We start from the raw sequence: 17,903 nt of genomic DNA on the forward strand, positions 1-17,903 counted from the left end.
ACCCTCCACCACACCCCCATCGGCGTCTTCCGATCGGTGGACCGGCCCGTCTACGACACCCTCATGGCCGACCAGCTCGACACCGCCGTCGCACAACACGGCAAGGGCGACCTCACCCAACTCCTCACCGGCAACGACACCTGGACCGTCATCACCTGAGGCACGGACACGACGACACCGGGGGAGGGCGCGGAATCCCGCCCTCCCTCCGGCCCGCCGGGGAGCGCGACCGGCCCCCGGGCGGGAGTCGAGCGGAGATGTAGCGCCCCTGACGAAGCTGGACGACGCGGCACCGGGCGGACCCGGTGCCCCCGCGTCGAAAGGGCCCGTATGAGCATCGTCGAGGAAGCGCCACTGGAGACCGTACTCGCGCCGACCCCCCGGCCCGCGGCTCCGATCCCCCCGCGCCGGGAGGAGCCCCTGTTCGCCCCGCTGCGCGAGCGCACCGCGGAGCTGCACGCCGTGCGCGCGCTGGCCGAGGCCGGGCCGGGCGAACGCGCCACCGAGGCCCAGCACGCCAAGGGCAAGCTGACCGCCCGCGAGCGCATCGACCTCCTGTTCGACGAGGGCACCTTCAACGAGGTAGAGCAGCTCCGCCGGCACCGCGCCCAGGGCTTCGGCCTGGAGGACAGGAAGCCGTACACCGACGGGGTCGTCACGGGCTGGGGCAAGGTCCACGGCCGCACCGTCTTCGCGTACGCCCACGACTTCCGCATCTTCGGCGGGGCGCTGGGCGAGGCCCACGCCGAGAAGATCCACAAGCTGATGGACCTGGCCGAGGCGGCCGGGGCCCCGATCGTGGGACTGTGCGACGGCGCCGGCGCCCGGATCCAGGAGGGCGTCACCGCCCTCGCCGGCTACGGCGGCATCTTCCGGCGCAACGTCCGCAACTCCGGGGTGATCCCGCAGATCTCCGTCGTCCTCGGACCGTGCGCGGGCGGCGCGGCCTACTCACCGGCCCTCACGGACTTCGTGTTCATGGTCCGCGGCACCTCGCAGATGTTCATCACCGGTCCCGACGTGGTCCAGGCCGTCACCGGCGAGGCCGTCACCATGGAGCACCTCGGCGGCGCGGACAGCCACGCCGGCACGTCGGGCGTGGCGGCGTTCGCGTACGACGACGAGGAGAGCTGCCTGGAGGACGTCCGCCACCTGCTGTCCCTGCTGCCCTCCAACAACCGCGAACTCGCCCCCGCCGGCGACCTCGACGACCCGGTGGACCGGCGCTGCGAGAGCCTCCTCGACCTGGTGCCGGCCAAGCCCACCCAGGGCTACGACATCCGCGACCTCATCGAGGAGATCGCCGACCACGGGGACTACTTCGAGGTCCACGCCCAGTGGGCCCGGAACGTCGTCTGCGCGCTGACCCGCCTCGGCGGCCACGTCGTCGGCGTCGTGGCCAACCAGCCGGCCCACCTCGCGGGCGTCCTCGACATCCAGGCCTCCGAGAAGGCCGCCCGCTTCGTGCAGTTCTGCGACGCGTTCAGCATCCCGCTCGTCACCCTGATCGACGTGCCCGGCTTCCTGCCCGGCGTCGACCAGGAGCACGACGGCATCATCCGGCACGGCGCGAAGCTGCTGTACGCGTACTGCGACGCGACCGTGCCCAGGATCTCGCTGATCCTGCGCAAGGCCTACGGCGGCGCCTACATCGTCATGGACTCGCGCTCCATCGGCGCGGACGTGGCCCTGGCCTGGCCGTCGAACGAGATCGCCGTGATGGGCGCGGAGGGCGCGGCCAACGTCATCTTCCGCCGCGAGATCGCCGCCTCCGACGACCCGGAGGCCACCCGCGCGCAGAAGATCGAGGAGTACAGGAACGAGCTGATGCATCCGTACTACGCGGCCGAACGGGGCCTTGTCGACGACGTCATCGACCCGGCCGAGACCCGCTCCCGGCTCATCTCCGCCCTCGGCATGCTGCGCGCCAAGCACGCGCAGCAGCCGAGCCGCAAGCACGGGAACCTCCCGCTGTGACCGCCCCCGCCGAGAACCCCGATGTCCCCGCTTCCGCCGACGACGCGGCGGCCCTGTCCCTGGCGGCCTCGATCCGCATCGTCAAGGGCAACCCGACGGCGGAGGAGGTCGCGACCCTGGCCGCCCTCCTCATCGCGCGGATGCGACTCCAGCAGGAGGCCCAGGACCGGGCGCGGGAGCAGGAGGCCCCGGTGCACAAGCTGCCGCTTGCCCGGCGGCCGACCTTCGTCGCGCCGGGCGCCTGGGCCTCGTAGGCCCCGGCGGGCGCTACCCGAGGTCGCGGTCCGGTACATCGATGTCCTCCGGGTCCTCCAGTTCCTCCCATTCCTCAGACTCCTCAGAAGACTCCTCCTCCTCCTCGGACTCCGTGAAGAGGACCTCGCGGGCCTGCTCGGCGGCGCGGGCGAGGCTCTCGGCGACGAAGTCGAGGAAGCGGGCGACGTTCTCCAGGCGGACGGCGGCGGGGGTGCCGGGGCCGAGGACGCCGACGCCCTGCCGCGCGACCTCGACCTGCTGGCCGAGGGACCGCACGCTGGCGACCATCGACTGGTACCAGAGGTCGTCGTCGACGACGTAGCGCTCGCGGCGGCGCTCGTCCCGCTCCCTGCGGACGAGGGCCTGGCTCTCCAGGAAGGCGATCGACTTGGAGATGGTCGCCGGGCTGACCTGGAGGCGCCGGGCGAGCTCGGACGCCGTCAGACTGCCGGCGTCGGTCATGAGGAGGGCGACCATGACGCGGGCCATCATCTTCGGCATGCCCGACTGCATCATGACGGTGGTGAACAGCTCCTCGTACGCCCGTACGGCCTCGGGGTCGCCCCCGCGCGGCCGGTGGACCGGCTCCGGCCCCCGGGGCGCGGCGGGCCTGCGCCGGTGGGTGCGCTGCTCCGTGGCGCGGTGGGCCAGGTCCGCGCGGTATCCGACGGGGCCGCCGTTGCGCATCACCTCGCGCGTGATCGTCGAGGTCGGACGGCCGAGGCCCCTGGCGATCTCCGCGTAGGCGAGGCCGTCGGCCAGCCCCAGCGCGATCTGCTGACGGTCCTTCTGGGTGAGCCTGCCTCCCGGCACCACGCCCTCCTTCGTCTCCACCGAGATCTCTACCGAGGTCTCCACCGTAGCGTTAACCATCAGTCCATTGCACCAACCGAAAGACTTGACGTTGCATTAAACCCAAGCCCACCGCAACAAGTTCAAGACGCTGAACTGCATCGACGCAGTCACCACGCAATCACTTCATTGCCGCACGCCCGAACGCAACGTAGCCTTTCCATCATACGAAACATCGGTTCGTCAGGAGGGCGCCATGCAGAAGTTCGACACCCCCACCCCGATCGTCGCCGTCTTCGACGTCCCGGCCGGACGCGTCCAGGTCATCGCTGCCACCCGGACCGACACCGTGGTCGAGGTCCTGCCGATGAACCCCGCGAAGAACCGCGACGTCAAGATCGCCGAACAGGCCTCGGTGGAGTACGCCGACGGCGTCCTGCGGATCGGGATCCCGGTGAAGAACCAGTACTTCGGCTCCTCCGGCTCCGTCGAGGTGACGGTCCGGCTCCCCGCCGGCTCACGGGTCGAGGGCAAGGCCGCCGCCACCGAGCTCCGGGGCGTCGGACGGCTCGGCGAGGTCGTCTTCGACGGCGCCTACCGGCGGATCAAGATCGACGAGGCGACGGGCGTCCGCCTCGACGCGGTCGACGGGACCGTCGAGATCGGCCGGCTGGGCGGCTCCGCCGAGATCACCACGACGAGGGGCGACATCCGGATCGCCGAGGCCCTGGGCGGCACGGTCACCCTGCGCACCCAGCAGGGCGACATCTCGGTCGGCGCCGCCCGAGGGGTCTCCGCCTCGCTCGACGCCGGCACCGCCTACGGCCGCGTCGCCAACGACCTGAGGAACGACGGCACGGCCACGCTCGACATCCACGCCACCACCACCAAGGGCGACATCACCGCCCGCAGCCTGTAGGACCCCCGGCCCGTAGAGCCCCGGTCCGCCCGCACGACCCCACCCCCCCCAGAGCCCCCGCCCTCCCCGTGACCCCGATCTGGGAACATGATCGCCATGGAGGCGGCAGCGACGTACCGAAGCGAGACCGGGACACCCGACGACCACGACGTGCGGGTATGGGTCCTCCGCGCCCCGACGGCTCCGCGCACCGCACGGGACCTCGCCGTCCTGGACGAGGCCGAGCACCGGCGTCTGGCCGCCTTCGCCCACGACCGGGACCGCGCGCTCTACGGGTTCGCCCACGTGGCGCTCCGCACGGTCCTGTCCGCCCTGACCGGCGTGGCACCGGGCGACCTCCGCTTCACCCGCGCCCCCTGCCCGTGCTGCGGCGAGCAGCACGGGCGGCCCGTCCTCGTCCCCGCGCCGCTGGAGTTCTCGCTCTCCCACAGCCGGGGCCTGGTCCTCATCGGCACCGCGTCGACCCCGATCGGCATCGACGCGGAACTCGTACCGGAGCCCCAGGTCGTGGAGGAGCTCACGAGGATGCTGCACCCGGCGGAACGCGCCGAGATCGAGTCGGCGCCCCTCCACGACAGGCCGGCGGTCTTCGCCCGCCTGTGGGCCCGCAAGGAGGCCTACCTCAAGGGCCTGGGCACCGGTCTCGGCCGCGACCTCGCCGCGGACGACGTCCGCGGCGACCTCCCCGGATGGCGGTTCACCGACCTCCCCGCCGGCCCCGGCCACAAGGCCGCCGTCGCGGTCGCCTCCCCGGCGCCGCGCGGGGTGCGGATCCACCGGACGCTCCCGACGGGATGACCGGCGGGGCCCGGGACGGCCGCGAAGGCGATCAGCCGACGAGCGGCGACAGGATCAGCTTGTCGACGACGAGATGGGCGAGCAGGGAGAAGACGACGGAGGCCAGGAGGGTCAGCGCACGCTCCTTGAGGCCGCGGCCCATGGCCAGGACCACGAGCAGCAGGACACCGAGGCAGGCCCACGCCTGGGGGGCGTACCGCAGGACGAAGGCGTAGTGCAGGGCCTCCATGCCGAAGACCCCCGCGAGCGCGGCGAGCGCGACGACGCGCCGTCGCGCGTTCTCGCCCCGCCACCAGACGCCCGCCACCCCGAACAGGGGTCCGGCGACGAACGCCGTCCCCACCCGGACGAGCGGGGCGAACAGGGACCCCATGCCGTCGCGCGCGACCTCCGCGTAGCCGTAGTAGCCGACCACGAGCCCGGCCTCGGCGCACAGCCCCGCGACGGCGGCCACGGGTGGCCCGACCCGCCGGGCCGCCATCGCGCCCGCCGCGAACGCGGCGACGGACCAGACCGCGCCGGAGTTGGCGATCTGGTTCCAGGCCCCCGGGAGCCACCCCTGGGCCAGATTGGTCAGCACCCCGAGGAGGAGCCCGCCGACGAGCGCGGACACCACCACGCGGCCCCGCGTCCCTCCGCCGGTACCGGACACTGACACGAGGGCGGGGGAGGCGTTCACGAGGGTGCTCACTGTCTCTTCCGAGGTCCACGGGGCTCTGCGCCCCCGGGTGCAGCCGTGAAGATGCGCGAACCCGCCGCCGCGTTCCCCGACGCTGCGGACCAGTCCCTCTCCCGTTCAGTCCCTCCCACTTTCAGTCCCTGTGCGAAACCGCAGGTCAGCCCGTTCTTCGGCAGGGACTCAGGGACTGAAGGGACTCAATTTTCCTGTTTCCGGCCTTTACGTGCGTGCGTGTATGCGCGGGCGTGAACAAGTACTCGTATCCCTGTCCATGAAGCCTGTGCCGCTGATAACTGGAGATTTGAGTCCCTTCAGTCCCTTTCAGTCCCTGGACCGATCGGCCCAGCCCCCTGACCTGCAGGTTCGTGCAGTGACCGAAGGGACAGGGACCGAAGGGTCCGAGTGCGGCATCAGCCCCTCCGGGCCGGGGAGGGTGTCCGGGGGAGGGGTACCCGGCAAGGGGGCGCGCATCTCCCCCGTACGCCCGGTCCGGGGACGGGCCAGAGACCGGAGGGACCGAAGGGACCCGGTTCCGAAACAAGAGGTGACGTCATGCGTGAGTCACCCGTGACGCTGGGCTAGCATCCGCGATAGGAAATCTTCAGTCCCTTCAGTCCCTGTGAACGCCTCCTCCGCACCGCCAAGGAAGAACCCGTGCCCGTCCGTCCCGAAGACGTCGCGACCTGGATGGTCCGGCACGGGTTCGCCGTGCACCCCCTGGCCCCCGGCGCCAAGACGCCCGCCCCCAACTGCGGCGCGTGCACGACGGGAACCCACCCCGCCCGGCAGTGCCCCTGCCACGCGCGACGCGGCTGGTGCCACGGTTTCCACGCCGCCACCACCGACCTCGACACGGTCCGGCAGTGGTGGGCCGCCCAGCCCCGCTTCGGGGTCGGCGTCGCCTGCGGACCCTCGCGCCTGGTCGTCATCGACGTGGACGCCCACACCGACCGCCCGCCCGAGCGGTCCCGGCTCCTGCCCGGCATCCCCGTCCACGACTCCGTCGACCTGACCGGACTCGGCAGCGGATTCGACACCCTCGCCCTGCTGGCCGCCCACCGCCGCAGGCCCGACCCCTGCGCGGACACCTCGACCCTGCGCGTACGGACGCCCTCCGGCGGCATGCACGTCTGGTACCGCGCGCCCCGGCACGCGCCCGCGTTCAAGTCCTCCAGCGGATCCGGCCACCGCACCGCCCTCGCCTGGCAGGTCGACGTCCGGGCCGCCAACGGCTACATCGTCGCCCCCGGCACCCGCACGACGGCCGGCGACTACCGGGCCCTGCCCGGCGCCCGCACCCCCGCCCTGCTCCCGCTCTGGCTCACCGCCGAACTCACCCGCACCGGACACCGCGCCGACCCGCCACCGCCCCCGAGCCCCTCCGTGACGGCCCCCTCCGCGACGGCCTCCTCCGCGACGACTGCCTCCCGGCCCGGAAGCGCCCCGCGCGTCCTCGCCGCCCTCCTCCGGGACGTGGAGGCCTGCGGCGCCGTCCCCGAGGGGGCGGCCTTCAGCGAGAAGCTCAACCGGGCGGCCTTCACCGCCGGCGGACTCGTCCGGGGCGGCCACCTCGGGGACGCCGAGACCCGGCGACTGCTCCTCGAAACCGCCACGCGCGCCCGGCCCCACCAGCTCCGCAGGAACGCCCACATCGTCGAGACCGGCATGCGCGCCGGCAGCGCCCGACCCATCCGACCCGAGGAACGCACATGAGCAGCGCCGGAAGCACCGGGTTCAACGCCCAAGCGGCGGCCGAACAGCTCGCCGTGTTCGGCGACGGGTCCGCGCCCGGCCCCGCCGAGCTGCTGCCTCCCCGGCGGAAGAACGGAACGGCGGTCCCCCCGGACCCCTCCGACTTCGTCCAGTCCGGGCTGCTCGCCGACCTCAGCGACCGCGGCAACGCCAAGCTCTTCGCCCACCTCCACCACGACCGCTTCCGGCACGTCGAGGGCCTGGGCTGGTACGTCTGGGACGAGTACCGGTGGAAGCGCACCGGCGGGGAGAAGGCCGCCATCTGGGCCGCGGGCGACATGGCCGAGGAACTGCCCACCACCGACTCCCGCGGCGTCTTCACCGACCGCGAACTCACCCAGCACCGCAAGCGCGCCATGTCCACCTCCGGCGTGAAGGCCATGCTGGCCCAGGCCAAGGCCTCGCCCGGACTCGCCCTCGACCCCGACACCCTCGACGGCGACAAGTACGCCCTGTGCACCCCGGCGGGCGTCGTGGACCTGCGCACCGGCGAACTCCGCAAGCCCGACCCCACCCGGGACCTGCACTCACGGGCCACCTACCTCGCGCCCGAGGCCATGCCCACGCCCCGGTTCCACGCCTTCCTCGCCCAGACCTTCGGCGAGGACGACCCGGGCAGGGAGATGATCGACTTCCTGCACCTCCTGCTCGGCTACTCCATCACCGGCGACGTCGGCGGCCAGGTCCTGCCCTTCCTCTACGGAGTCGGCGCCAACGGCAAGTCGGCGCTCCTCGACGTCGTCATCAAGATCCTCGGCGACTACGCCGACGTCGCGCCCCCCGGCTTCCTCATGGAACGCGGAAAGTTCAACGAGCACTCCACCGAGCTGACCGAGCTCCACGGCCGCCGGCTGTTCGTCTGCAGCGAGCTCAAGCCCCACGACAAGTTCGACGAGGCCCGCGTCAAACTCCTCACCGGCGGCGACCGCCTCAAGGCCCGGCGCATGCGGCAGGACTTCTTCAGCTTCGAACCCACCCACAAGCTGTGGCTGCTGGGCAACCACCGCCCCGAGGTCGGCACCGGCGGACACGCCTTCTGGCGGCGCATCCGCCTCATCCCCTTCGAGCGCGTCGTCCCCGACCACCGCAAGATCGACAACCTCGCCGAGATCCTCGTCCACGACGAGGGCCCCGGCATCCTCCACTGGATGATCCAGGGGGCCAAGGCCTACCTGGCCGCCAAACCCGCCCTGACCGGCCCCAGCGTGGTCCGCACCGCCACCCAGGCGTACGCCACCACCGAGGACCACATCGGACGCTTCCTCGCCGAATGCTGCACCACCGGCGGCGACCTGGAGGAACCCCGCGACCTCAAAGTCGAGCAGGGCGCCCTCTACCGCGCCTACAGCAGCTGGTGCCAGGACGGCGAAGGGCTGCGCCCCGCCACCACCCGCGCGTTCGCCACGCGGATCCGGGCCGAGATCGGCGTCGCCTCGCCCGGCGAGATGCTGCGCTCCAACGGGCAGAAGTTCTATCCCGGGCTCGCCCTCCTGGCGGACGACGAGCCGCCCCGGCGTACCGCAGACGGGTAGGCCTCGGGGTGAAGCCGGACCGCGTGCCCTTCGAAGACGACCGACACACATACCATGGACGAGGAATGAGCCGAGGCATCCAGCCGCCGGGCCCCGCGACGGCCGGCCGCACACCGACACCGGCGCCGAGCACGGCGTGGAGGAGACCGGGCCCCCCGCGGGCCGAGACGACCGAGAAGGGATCCAGGCCATGAGTTCGCTCCTGACGGCAGGCGACCTCACCCACGAGAACAGAGTGGTGTGGCTGGAGGACCCGGAAGAGCTCGACTACGTGCGCCAGGCCCTGGACAAGACCCCCCGCCGCCGCGGAAAGCCCCGCTACCACCGCGACGGGCGCATGATCGGCTTCGCCGAACTCGACGACAGCGCCGAGGCCGACCCCGACAGCGGACTGCAGAAACGACGCGTCTTCTACCTGCTGCCCCACGACCGCGACGCCGAGCCCGACGGGCTGTACCGCGCGGGGGCGCCCGGCGAGGCGGTGGACCCGCGGACGATCCGGCCGGGCCAGGTGGGCAGCAAGACCGCCCGCTCGCAGCGGGGGACCGAGGCGACGGTCGCCTGAACCGATTCTTCGGTCCCTCCGGTCCCTGCCGCTCGTAGCCTGTGCGCGGCGGGGCGACAGGCACCGGTCAGCCATGATGTGACCTGATTCGCCCGAACATCGTGTGGAGATCGTGCGAAACGCGCTGGTAATTTGAGAGCCGCGATCCCGTGAGGTCGGGGGGAAGTCAGGGTTTGCGACCGCCATAACGGTAGCCGGGAAGCCCTCGTACGTCTGTACTGCCTGCCTGCGCGCGCGACAGGGAGTACGGAGAGAGGCCGATCGTGACCCAGGCAGGGCAGGGAGGGCACGCTCAGGGGGGCGAGGGAGACCCGTCGGAGCCGAGCCCCTCGACACGCATGCGTTTCTTCGGGCAGCGGCTGATACCCGACGAGACGATGCAGCTCCGCGTGCCCGAGGGCGGCATACCCACCACCCGCGCCGGAGAGCCGCTGATACCCGGCGCGGGCCGGCACGAGACGTCCGACGACATGCCCTCCGAAACGGAACGAAGCGGACGGACCGGCGACTTTCCGGCCGGCGACTCTCCGGCCGCCGCCCCCGGATCCCGCGCGTCCCGCCGCGCGGACGCCGGAGCCGCCGCGCCCGGCCGGCCGGGAACCCGGCGCCGCCGCAAGGCGCCCAAGGCGGCGCCCGCCGCCCGCCTCGTCGCCGCCGTCACGGCCGCCCTCGCCGTCGTCGTCGCCGTGCTCGGCCCCCGGCTGCGCCGCGCGCGGCCGCACTACCCCCGCCCCGGACGGACCGGCTGGAAGCGCTGGGTGCCCTCCTGGCGGCAGACCGGGGGAGCGGTCCTCGCCTCGCTCGGGCTGAGCGTCCTGACCCTGACGGTCGCCTACGCCGTCACCGACATCCCGGACAACCTCAACTCCTACGCCACCCAGCAGGACAACGTCTACTTCTGGGCCGACGGCACCCCCATGGCCCGCGCCGGCTGGGTGCAGCGGCAGGAGACGGAGCTGGACGACGTGCCCGAGGACGTGCGCTGGGCGGTGCTCGCCGCCGAGAACGAGAGCTTCTACAGCGACCCCGGCATCTCGGCCAAGGGCCTCACCCGCGCCGTCCTGCGCACCGTCGGACAGGGCAGCACCCAGGGCGGCTCGACCATCACCCAGCAGTACGTCAAGAACGTCTACCTCAGCCAGGAGCAGACCTACAGCCGCAAGTTCACCGAGGCCATGATGGCCCTCAAGCTCGACAACAAGATGAGCAAGGACGAGATCCTGGAGGGCTACCTCAACACCAGCTGGTTCGGCCGCGGCACCTACGGCATCCAGCGCGCCGCCCAGGCCTACTACGGCAAGGACGTCAGCGGACTCAACGCCAGCGAGGGCGCCTTCCTCGCCGCCCTCCTCAAGGGCGCCGGACTGTACGACCCGACGCTCGGCGCGGCCAACCACGCCCGCGCCGAGGAGCGGTGGCGGTGGACGCTCGACCGGATGGTGAAGATCGGCAAGCTGTCGCCGGAGGAGCGCGCCGGCTACCGGACCTTCCCGGAGCCGCTGGAGAGCAACCCGCTCTACAACACCGGTGAACAGAGCGACTACCTGGTGGAACTCGCCACCCAGTACGCCAAGAAGACGGCGCACGTCTCCGACAAGGACTTCGACCGCGGCGGCTACCAGATCTACACGACGTTCGACAAGAAGCGCGTGGACCAGCTCACCCGGGCCGTCGGCGCGGCCCGCGACAAGGCCCGCAAGGACGACCCGGAGGCCGCGAAGCACGTCCACTACGGCGCCGCCTCCATCGCCGTCGACGGGCGGATCCTGGCCATCCACGGCGGCCCCGACCACCGCAAGCAGGGCTACAACGAGTCCAACGCGACCACCGTGCGCGCCGGCTCGGCGTTCCAGCCGTTCGTCTACGCCGCCGCCCTGGAACACGGCGTGCGCAAGAGCCGGGACGGCGCCCCCGAGCCGGTGACGGGCGAGACGGTGTACGCCGGCGACGACGAGGCGCCCGTCACCACGCCGGAAGGGCCGTACTGGGACCGCAGCGGCCGCAAGGTCGCCGCGAAGAACGACGGCGGACGGTCCTACGGGCAGATCTCCCTGCACCGGGCCCTCGCCTCCTCCGTCAACACCACCTTCATGCAGCTCGGCATGGACACCGGCCTGGACAAGGTCCGCGCCACCGCCCAGGCCGCCGGACTGCTGCCCTCCAGCCTCGGCGCCCAGGTGCCCGCCCTGTCCGCCGGCAGCTCCACGCCCAGCGCCATCCGGATGGCCAGCGGCTACACCACCTTCGCCGCCCAGGGCCGGCACACCGAGCCGTACGCCATCCTCAAGGTCACCCGCAACGGCCACGAGGTCGCCACGGACGCCCCGGCCACGCGCCGGGCCATGGACCCCGACACCGCCGCCGAGGTGCAGTCCGCCCTGACGGACGCCTTCCGCACCGCCTACCCGGAGACCGCCGCGAAGGCGGGCGGCGAGGTCGCGGGAAAGCGGGGCACCACCGAGGACGACACCGCCGCCTGGTACGTCGGCACCGAGAAGAAGGTGTCCACCGCGGTCGTCGTCTACCGCATCGACCTCGCCAAGAGCCTCGAACCCCTGCCGCTGGAGGGACTGGGCGGCACGATCGCCGACAGCGTCCCGTACGGCATCTGGGCGGAAGCCCTGAGACCGCTCGGCTGACCACCGGCGCGACCGCACCGTCCACGTCCACGCCTCCGAGGGATTGAGGCCACCGAGAGATTGAGCCGCAGATGAACAAGCCGTCGGGCCGACGCCGCAAGGACCCCGCACCCCGCCGTCTCCCCGCCCGCCCCGGAACGCTCGCCCTGGCGGCGCTCCTCGTCGTCGCCTCCACCCTCGGCGGCTACCTGGTGCTCTCCGGCACCGACGACACCGCCCCGACCGCGTCCGCGACGAACGACTCGCCGCGCCAGCCGGTGTCCGGAGCCTCGGGGGAACCGGCCTGGGACGGCAAGGTCAAGGTGATCGGCGACGGCTCGACCTCCTACACCGGCCCGCAGAAGGAGCAGCTCAAGCCCCAGCCCCTCAAGCCCGGTGAGAAGCCGCCGCAGTTCGTCGTCTTCTCCTGGGACGGCGCCCTCCAGGGCGACGACGGACTGTTCGCGCACTACCGGGAGATGGCCAACAAGCACAACGCCCACATGACCTTCTTCCTCACCGGCATCTACCTGCTGCCCAAGGGCAAGAAGGACCTGTACGAACCGCCGCAGCACCCCCGGGGCAGCGCGGCCATCAGCTTCCCCACCGACGAGCACGTCTACACCACCCTGGAGCAGCTCGGCGGGGCGTGGAAGGACGGCAACGAGATCGGCACCCACTTCAACGGGCACTTCTGCGGCGCCAAGGGCGGCGGCGACTGGAGCGTGCCGGAGTGGAAGAGCGAGATCGACCAGTTCTACGGCTTCGTGGAGAAGTGGAAGACCAACACCGGCAGGACCGACCTCGATCCGCTGCCGTTCGACATACGCCGTGAGGTCGCCGGCGGCCGCGCCCCCTGCCTCGAAGGCCAGGCCAACCTCCTCCAGGCCGCCAAGGGCTACGGCTGGCGCTACGACGCCAGCTCCGCCGGCGACTTCCAGATCTGGCCGAAGAAGAAGAACGGCATATGGGACTTCCCGCTCCAGATGCTTCCGTACGAGGGCGGCAAGTACCAGGGCCTGTCCATGGACTTCAACTTCCTCTACAACCAGTCCGAGGGCAAGACCGACGGCGACCCGGCCATGTACCCGAAGTGGCAGCAGGAGACCCTGGACACCTACATGGCCGGATTCGATCGCGTCTACTACGGCAGCCGCGCCCCGCTGTTCATCGGCAACCACTTCGAGGAGTGGAACGGCGGCATCTACATGAAGGCCGTCGACCGCATGATCGAGAACGTGTGCACCAAGAAGGACGTCAAGTGCGTGTCCTTCAGGGAGCTCGCCGACTGGATGGACGCCCAGAAGCCCGCCACCCTGGAGCGGCTCCGCAGCCTCGACCCGGCCCAGTCGCCGGACTGGTCCACCGTCGTGAAGTGACCCGCCGACGGCCGTCCACGCCCCCGGTGATGACAGTCCGGAAACCTCCTTGCATCAGTCGTCCCACCTCCTTCACACGAGCCGCACAAGGCATGCGAAGATGCCGCTTACCTCGGCGGTCCTATGCCGGGGAAAGAGGGGAAAACGCCAGTGAAGTCAAGAAAACTGAAGCACACGCGACGCCGGGCGACGATACTCACGGCGGCCGCCGCATCGGCCGTCGCGGGGGCCGCACTGCTGCCCAACTGGAACGCGGGCGCCTCCACGGCGGCCGAGCCCCAGGTCGACGCCAAGACCAAGGCCGCCTTCCAGAGCCTGGCCGACGCGGTCTTCACCGACCGTACCAACGCCCTGGTCGACCAGCCCCGCCACGGCGGCAAGAAGGCCCTCACCGAAGGCTTCTCCGGCAAGGTGGAGCTCTCCTCGGACATCGGCCGCAACGAGAACGCCGCCCGGAAGCAGCTCGGCGACCGCAAGAACCGGCTGGCGAGCAACGGCGAGAAGTACAGCGCCGGCAGCACCACGGTCACCCTGGACCGCACCGACGTCAAGGGCCGCACCGCCGTCGTCGCGGTCACCGAGAACACCACCCTGACCTACGCGAAGGTCACCGGTGGCGAGCCGGGCACCACCGGCTTCCAGGCCCGCCACGAACTCACCTTCAAGGCGGACAAGAAGGGCTCCTGGAAGCTCACGAGGATCCGCGAGACCGGCGACGGCTACCTCGCGGTCAACCAGCTCGCCCGGCCGATGACCGCCACCGTGGCGGCCAAGACCACCACCACTCCGGCGGCGCCCCGCGCCGCCATCACCAAGCGCCCGCCGGCCGCCCCCAAGAACCTCACCGGCGGCGAGTACGACTACAAGGCGATGGCCGCGTACGCGGAGAAGTACTGGACGAACTACAACCCGGCCTACCCCAACTTCAACGGGGCCGGCGCGGGCGGCGACTGCACCAACTTCGTCAGCCAGTCCCTCAAGGCCGGCGGCTGGAAGCACGCGCCCGGTTACGTCTACGACTACACGCGCTGGTTCGGCACCGCCGACATCCAGTCGCACTCCTTCATCGGCGTCAACGAGTGGTCCTGGTTCGCGCAGAACTCCAAGCGCACCACCAGCCTCGCCAACGTCTACCAGCTGGACGTCGGCGACGTCCTCCAGGTCGACTTCAACAAGGACGGGTCCAAGGACCACACCATGATCGTCACGTCCCGCCGCAACGGCGTGCCGTACCTGACGTACCACTCCACCAACACCCTGCGCCGTTCGGTGACGAGCATCATCTCGTCCTACCCGAACGCCGCGTACTACGCCTACCGCACCTGACGGTCGGCCACCCCCGAGCCACAGCGCCCCGCGTCCGTCACGGACGCGGGGCGCTGTGGCGTCGTTGCCGACCCGGAGTAACGCAACCGGGCCCCGGTCGTTCACAGGGAGTTGCCCGGTGACGGTGACACGCTCCCGGAGGAGGCCCACGGTGACAACGGAAATCGGCAGGACGAGCGCGGACGGGACACCCGTGGAGCACCGGCTGTCGTACGAGGGCTTCGCCTACCACGCGCGGGTCGTGCCGTCCCCGGCACAGCCGGGGACGGTGCCGGTGGTGATCCTGGGAGGGTCCGCGCAGGACCGCTACACCTGGGTGAGGCACGAACCGCGGCTGACGCCGACGACCCCGGTGATCACCGTGGACCTGCCGGGATACGGATCCGCCGACTTCCTCCCGGCCGGCTACGGCCTGGACTTCCTGGCCGACGCGGTCCACCACATGGTGACCGGCCTCGGACACCCGGCCGTCCACCTGATGGGAGCCTGCTACGGCGGCAACGTGGCACTGCGCTTCGCACAGCGCCACCCGGAGACCGTACGGAGCATGATCCTGGCCGGCACGACGCTGGTGGTGCCCGAGAACTTCAAGGCGGCGGTCACGGGGTGGACCGACATGCTCCGGCAGGGCGACCGCGCCGGCTACGCCTCCGGCATGGTGGCGGCGTTCACGGCGCCCCCGGAGCTCGGTCCCGTACGGAAGCGCAACGTCATGGCCCGGATGCTCCACCGCCAGGGCATGGACCGCACCGCGCACGAACTGCGCATGGACGCCGAGCACAGCGACCGCGTGCTCCGCCACGGCGTGTACGCCTCCGGCCCTCTCCCCGACGTCCCCTGCCTGGCCTTCACCGGCGAGTACGACACCCTCACGCCGCCCTCGCACAGCCGCCGGGTGGCGGAGCTCTTCCCCCGCGCACGGTTCACCACCGTCAAGGAGACCGACCACCTCTCCCTGCTGGAGCGGCCGACCGAGGTGGCCGACCTGTGGCAGCGCTTCTACACCGAGACCCCCTTCGACGAACTGGACTTCCTGAACGACGTCGAGAGGATCGAGCGCCCTGCGGCCCTCCTGACCTCGCCGTGAGCACGGAGGCCCGGCCGCCGGAGCGGCCGGGCCTCCGCGGTCGGTGTGTCAGCCGGTGACGGCCACGTGGTCCTCGCGGCTCCTGCTCGCGAAGTGGGTGGTGCCGTTGTCGTAGAACATGGCCTGCCAGGTGCCGGAGGCCTTGGCGGCGAACCTGCGGTTGACGGAGCCGTCGGCGGCGGTCGTGGTCGACCCCACGTAGGTCGCGGTGGTGCTGCCGTCGGCCGTGAAGTAGAAGCGCACCGTCTGGCCGCCGTACGGCTTCCAGTCGGCGTCGGACGCGGCCCGCTGCTTGAGCTTGCCGGTGAGGGTCAGGTACTGGCCCTTCCGGACGGGCTCGGGGTTCACGTTGAACTCGGCGACGGTGGTCACGGTCTTGGTCAGGCGGAACCGCGAGGAGACCGCCCCGTCGAGGTCGGGCCGGCCCGCGTACCGCAGCCGCCAGTACCCGTCGGCGGACGCGTTCGCCGTGGCCGGCAGGCTGAAGTACTCGCCGATGACGGTCTCCGCGCTCGCGCGGGTGGTCCAGCCGGTGCGGCCGTCGGCCGAGTACTGGAGCTCGACCTTGGCGGGGCCGGGGGCGGCCGAGGTGGCGCGCTGGACCAGTACCCCCCTGGCGTACACCGTGCGGTGCTTGTCGATGCTCATCCTCACATCGCTGAAGGCGGCGCCCGCCGTCACGGTGGCCTTGACTTCCGCGGCCGTGGAGTAGTCGAGCCACGGCTGGTAGGGGTCGGCGGCGACCTTCCAGGTCGAGGACTTCAGGATCCGCGCCGACTTGGCGAACCGGCCCGCGGCGTCACTGGTGAAGCCGGGCACCACGGTGTTGGGGATCACCAGCCGCATCGACGCGGCGACCGGCTTCTCCGTACCGTCCTTGGCGATGCGGCAGATGCTGCCGCGGACGGTGACGGTGGAACCGTAGGGAGCGGTGAACTGCCGGGAGTCCTCGTCCAGGACGATCTTCGCCTGCTGGACCTCGACCGCGGGCGCGACGGAACCCCAGAAACCGATGTAGTCGCCGGAGGCGGGCCGGAGCCAGATCTTGCTGGAGCTCTCCGTCCCGGTGAACTTCACCGGGACGGAGAGGTGGCCGGCGGCGTCGCTCGTGGCCGTCAGGGTCCGGCCGGAGACGTCGACGGTCACCTGCTTGCCGGGCAGAGGGGTGAGCTTCCCGTCGCGGGGGTCCCGGGCGACGAGGTCGGAGGAGACGGTGGTGCCCAGGTCGTCGAGGGAGACCGCCTTGGACGCGGCGCTGTTCCGGAAGGTGGCCTGCAGACGGTAGTCGAGCTCCGCCGCGTCCTTGTGGAGGATCGTCTCGCCCTCGGTGCCCTTGTACTCGATGTCCACGGAGTAGACGCCGAGGTCGGCCAGGGCCACCGGGCCGGACTCGTAGTGGTCCTCCGACGAGCAGTCGATCTCGCAGTCGTCGGTGGACCTGAACCCGGTGACGGTCTTGACCCGGGTCTCGCTGCCCTTCTTGCGGAGGTGGGCCGAGAAGTTTTCCCAGCCCATGGTCGTGATCCGGATGCCTTCGGGATACGCCTTGACATTCAGGAACTGGAGGGGGTCCGCGGCCTGCGCGGTGCCGGGCGCGAGCAGGGTGCCGAGCACGACGGTGGCGGCGACGAGCGCCGCCGAGGCGGTTCTTCTCAAGGAATTCTCCCGGGCTGTCATTGATGATCACCTGTGTGATGCCCGGGACGGCTTCCGGGTTGTACGCACGCCCGAACCGATGTGCGACCGGGCATGACGAAGGGTCGACGACCGCGTCGTGACCGTGACGTCGAACAGGAACAGGAGAACGAGTCACCGACGCCGATGGAGGAGATCAGGTCCCGGCGCCCTGCTCGCACCGACCGACCGGATGTGCCGTCGTTCAAGCCTTCCCCGCTCCGGGTGTTCGGGGTGTAGTCGGGAGGATCGGGGGCATGCGGGGGTGGAGCGCTTGGGGGCGCTCTGGATGTGGCAGGGCCTGCTGGACTTCCCCCTCCAGCGGGCCCTTGGGCGGACGAGCGGCCCGCACCTGATCGGTGCGGGCCGCTCGGCGTGTGCGGGTGCGGCCCTGCGCACTCCGCCGAAGCGGGTGGCTGGTGGTTCATGTGGTGCCAGGGTGGGTGACCTGTTCGGCGGCGTGCTCGGGCACGTAGTTCCTTACGTTTCTGGCCGGCCGCCGACATCAGCACCGCCGACATCCGCACCGCCGACGGCGGCGATGCCGGGC

At 71.3% G+C, this 17,903-nt stretch carries 14 protein-coding genes and 1 pseudogene; 12 read left to right on the forward strand and 3 right to left on the reverse strand.

The window, feature by feature from the left end; translation table 11 throughout:
* The 3 genes and pseudogenes from ACWGSR_RS35425 to ACWGSR_RS35435 all read left to right on the forward strand — a co-directional run.
* Positions 1-159, forward strand: a pseudogene (locus ACWGSR_RS35425) (2-oxoacid:ferredoxin oxidoreductase subunit beta); the annotation flags it as partial.
* Positions 160-330: 171 nt separating this feature from the next.
* Entirely contained in the window at positions 331-1,977 is a 1,647-nt protein-coding gene (locus tag ACWGSR_RS35430) for an acyl-CoA carboxylase subunit beta (RefSeq protein WP_376242663.1), read from the forward strand.
* Positions 1,974-2,231 carry an acyl-CoA carboxylase subunit epsilon gene (locus ACWGSR_RS35435; RefSeq protein WP_376242665.1) on the forward strand — a complete coding sequence of 86 codons (258 nt, stop codon included), beginning with the start codon at positions 1,974-1,976 and terminating at the stop codon, positions 2,229-2,231. Before ACWGSR_RS35430 ends, ACWGSR_RS35435 begins: the two co-directional genes overlap by 4 nt.
* A gap of 13 nt (positions 2,232-2,244) precedes the next feature.
* On the opposite strand, the gene ACWGSR_RS35440 is transcribed toward ACWGSR_RS35435, so the two are convergent.
* On the reverse strand, positions 2,245-3,045 hold the full coding sequence (locus tag ACWGSR_RS35440) for a helix-turn-helix domain-containing protein (RefSeq protein WP_453573164.1): 801 nt from the start codon (positions 3,043-3,045) through the stop codon (positions 2,245-2,247).
* A 235-nt stretch (positions 3,046-3,280) separates the two neighbouring features.
* On the opposite strand from ACWGSR_RS35440, the gene ACWGSR_RS35445 reads away from it, so the two are divergent.
* Positions 3,281-3,943, forward strand: coding sequence for a DUF4097 family beta strand repeat-containing protein (locus ACWGSR_RS35445; RefSeq protein WP_453573107.1), 663 nt, complete (start codon positions 3,281-3,283; stop codon positions 3,941-3,943).
* Between the two features lie 96 nt (positions 3,944-4,039).
* On the forward strand, positions 4,040-4,741 hold the full coding sequence (locus tag ACWGSR_RS35450; RefSeq protein ID WP_453573110.1) for a 4'-phosphopantetheinyl transferase family protein: 702 nt from the start codon (positions 4,040-4,042) through the stop codon (positions 4,739-4,741).
* A 31-nt stretch (positions 4,742-4,772) separates the two neighbouring features.
* Here ACWGSR_RS35450 and ACWGSR_RS35455 read toward each other — a convergent pair whose 3' ends face one another.
* Positions 4,773-5,432 carry a DUF6518 family protein gene (locus ACWGSR_RS35455; protein ID WP_453573113.1) on the reverse strand — a complete coding sequence of 220 codons (660 nt, stop codon included), beginning with the start codon at positions 5,430-5,432 and terminating at the stop codon, positions 4,773-4,775.
* Positions 5,433-6,074: 642 nt separating this feature from the next.
* Between ACWGSR_RS35455 and ACWGSR_RS35460 the strand changes: the two genes are divergently transcribed.
* The 7 genes from ACWGSR_RS35460 (at position 6,075) to ACWGSR_RS35490 (ending at position 15,679) form a co-directional block, all read left to right on the forward strand.
* Complete coding sequence (locus ACWGSR_RS35460; RefSeq protein ID WP_453573116.1) at positions 6,075-7,133, forward strand: bifunctional DNA primase/polymerase; 1,059 nt, start codon at positions 6,075-6,077, stop codon at positions 7,131-7,133.
* On the forward strand, positions 7,130-8,704 hold the full coding sequence (locus ACWGSR_RS35465; RefSeq protein ID WP_453573119.1) for a DNA primase family protein: 1,575 nt from the start codon (positions 7,130-7,132) through the stop codon (positions 8,702-8,704). Before ACWGSR_RS35460 ends, ACWGSR_RS35465 begins: the two co-directional genes overlap by 4 nt.
* A gap of 190 nt (positions 8,705-8,894) precedes the next feature.
* Complete coding sequence (locus ACWGSR_RS35470; protein WP_366379334.1) at positions 8,895-9,269, forward strand: DUF6009 family protein; 375 nt, start codon at positions 8,895-8,897, stop codon at positions 9,267-9,269.
* A 338-nt stretch (positions 9,270-9,607) separates the two neighbouring features.
* Complete coding sequence (locus ACWGSR_RS35475; RefSeq protein ID WP_453573122.1) at positions 9,608-11,908, forward strand: transglycosylase domain-containing protein; 2,301 nt, start codon at positions 9,608-9,610, stop codon at positions 11,906-11,908.
* Positions 11,909-11,979: 71 nt separating this feature from the next.
* Positions 11,980-13,266, forward strand: coding sequence for a hypothetical protein (locus tag ACWGSR_RS35480; protein ID WP_453573125.1), 1,287 nt, complete (start codon positions 11,980-11,982; stop codon positions 13,264-13,266).
* Positions 13,267-13,416: 150 nt separating this feature from the next.
* Positions 13,417-14,592, forward strand: a complete 1,176-nt coding sequence (locus ACWGSR_RS35485) for an amidase domain-containing protein (RefSeq protein ID WP_376242682.1) — start codon at positions 13,417-13,419, stop codon at positions 14,590-14,592.
* A 151-nt stretch (positions 14,593-14,743) separates the two neighbouring features.
* The gene (locus ACWGSR_RS35490) at positions 14,744-15,679 is read left to right on the forward strand and encodes an alpha/beta fold hydrolase (RefSeq protein ID WP_453573128.1); all 936 of its coding nucleotides are present in this window, start codon (positions 14,744-14,746) and stop codon (positions 15,677-15,679) included.
* Positions 15,680-15,727: 48 nt separating this feature from the next.
* Here the strand turns inward: ACWGSR_RS35490 and ACWGSR_RS35495 are convergent, their stop codons facing one another.
* The gene (locus ACWGSR_RS35495) at positions 15,728-17,335 is read right to left on the reverse strand and encodes a hypothetical protein (protein WP_453573131.1); all 1,608 of its coding nucleotides are present in this window, start codon (positions 17,333-17,335) and stop codon (positions 15,728-15,730) included.
* Positions 17,336-17,903 lie beyond the last annotated feature (568 nt).

The organism is Streptomyces sp. NPDC055632 (genome assembly GCF_053618675.1).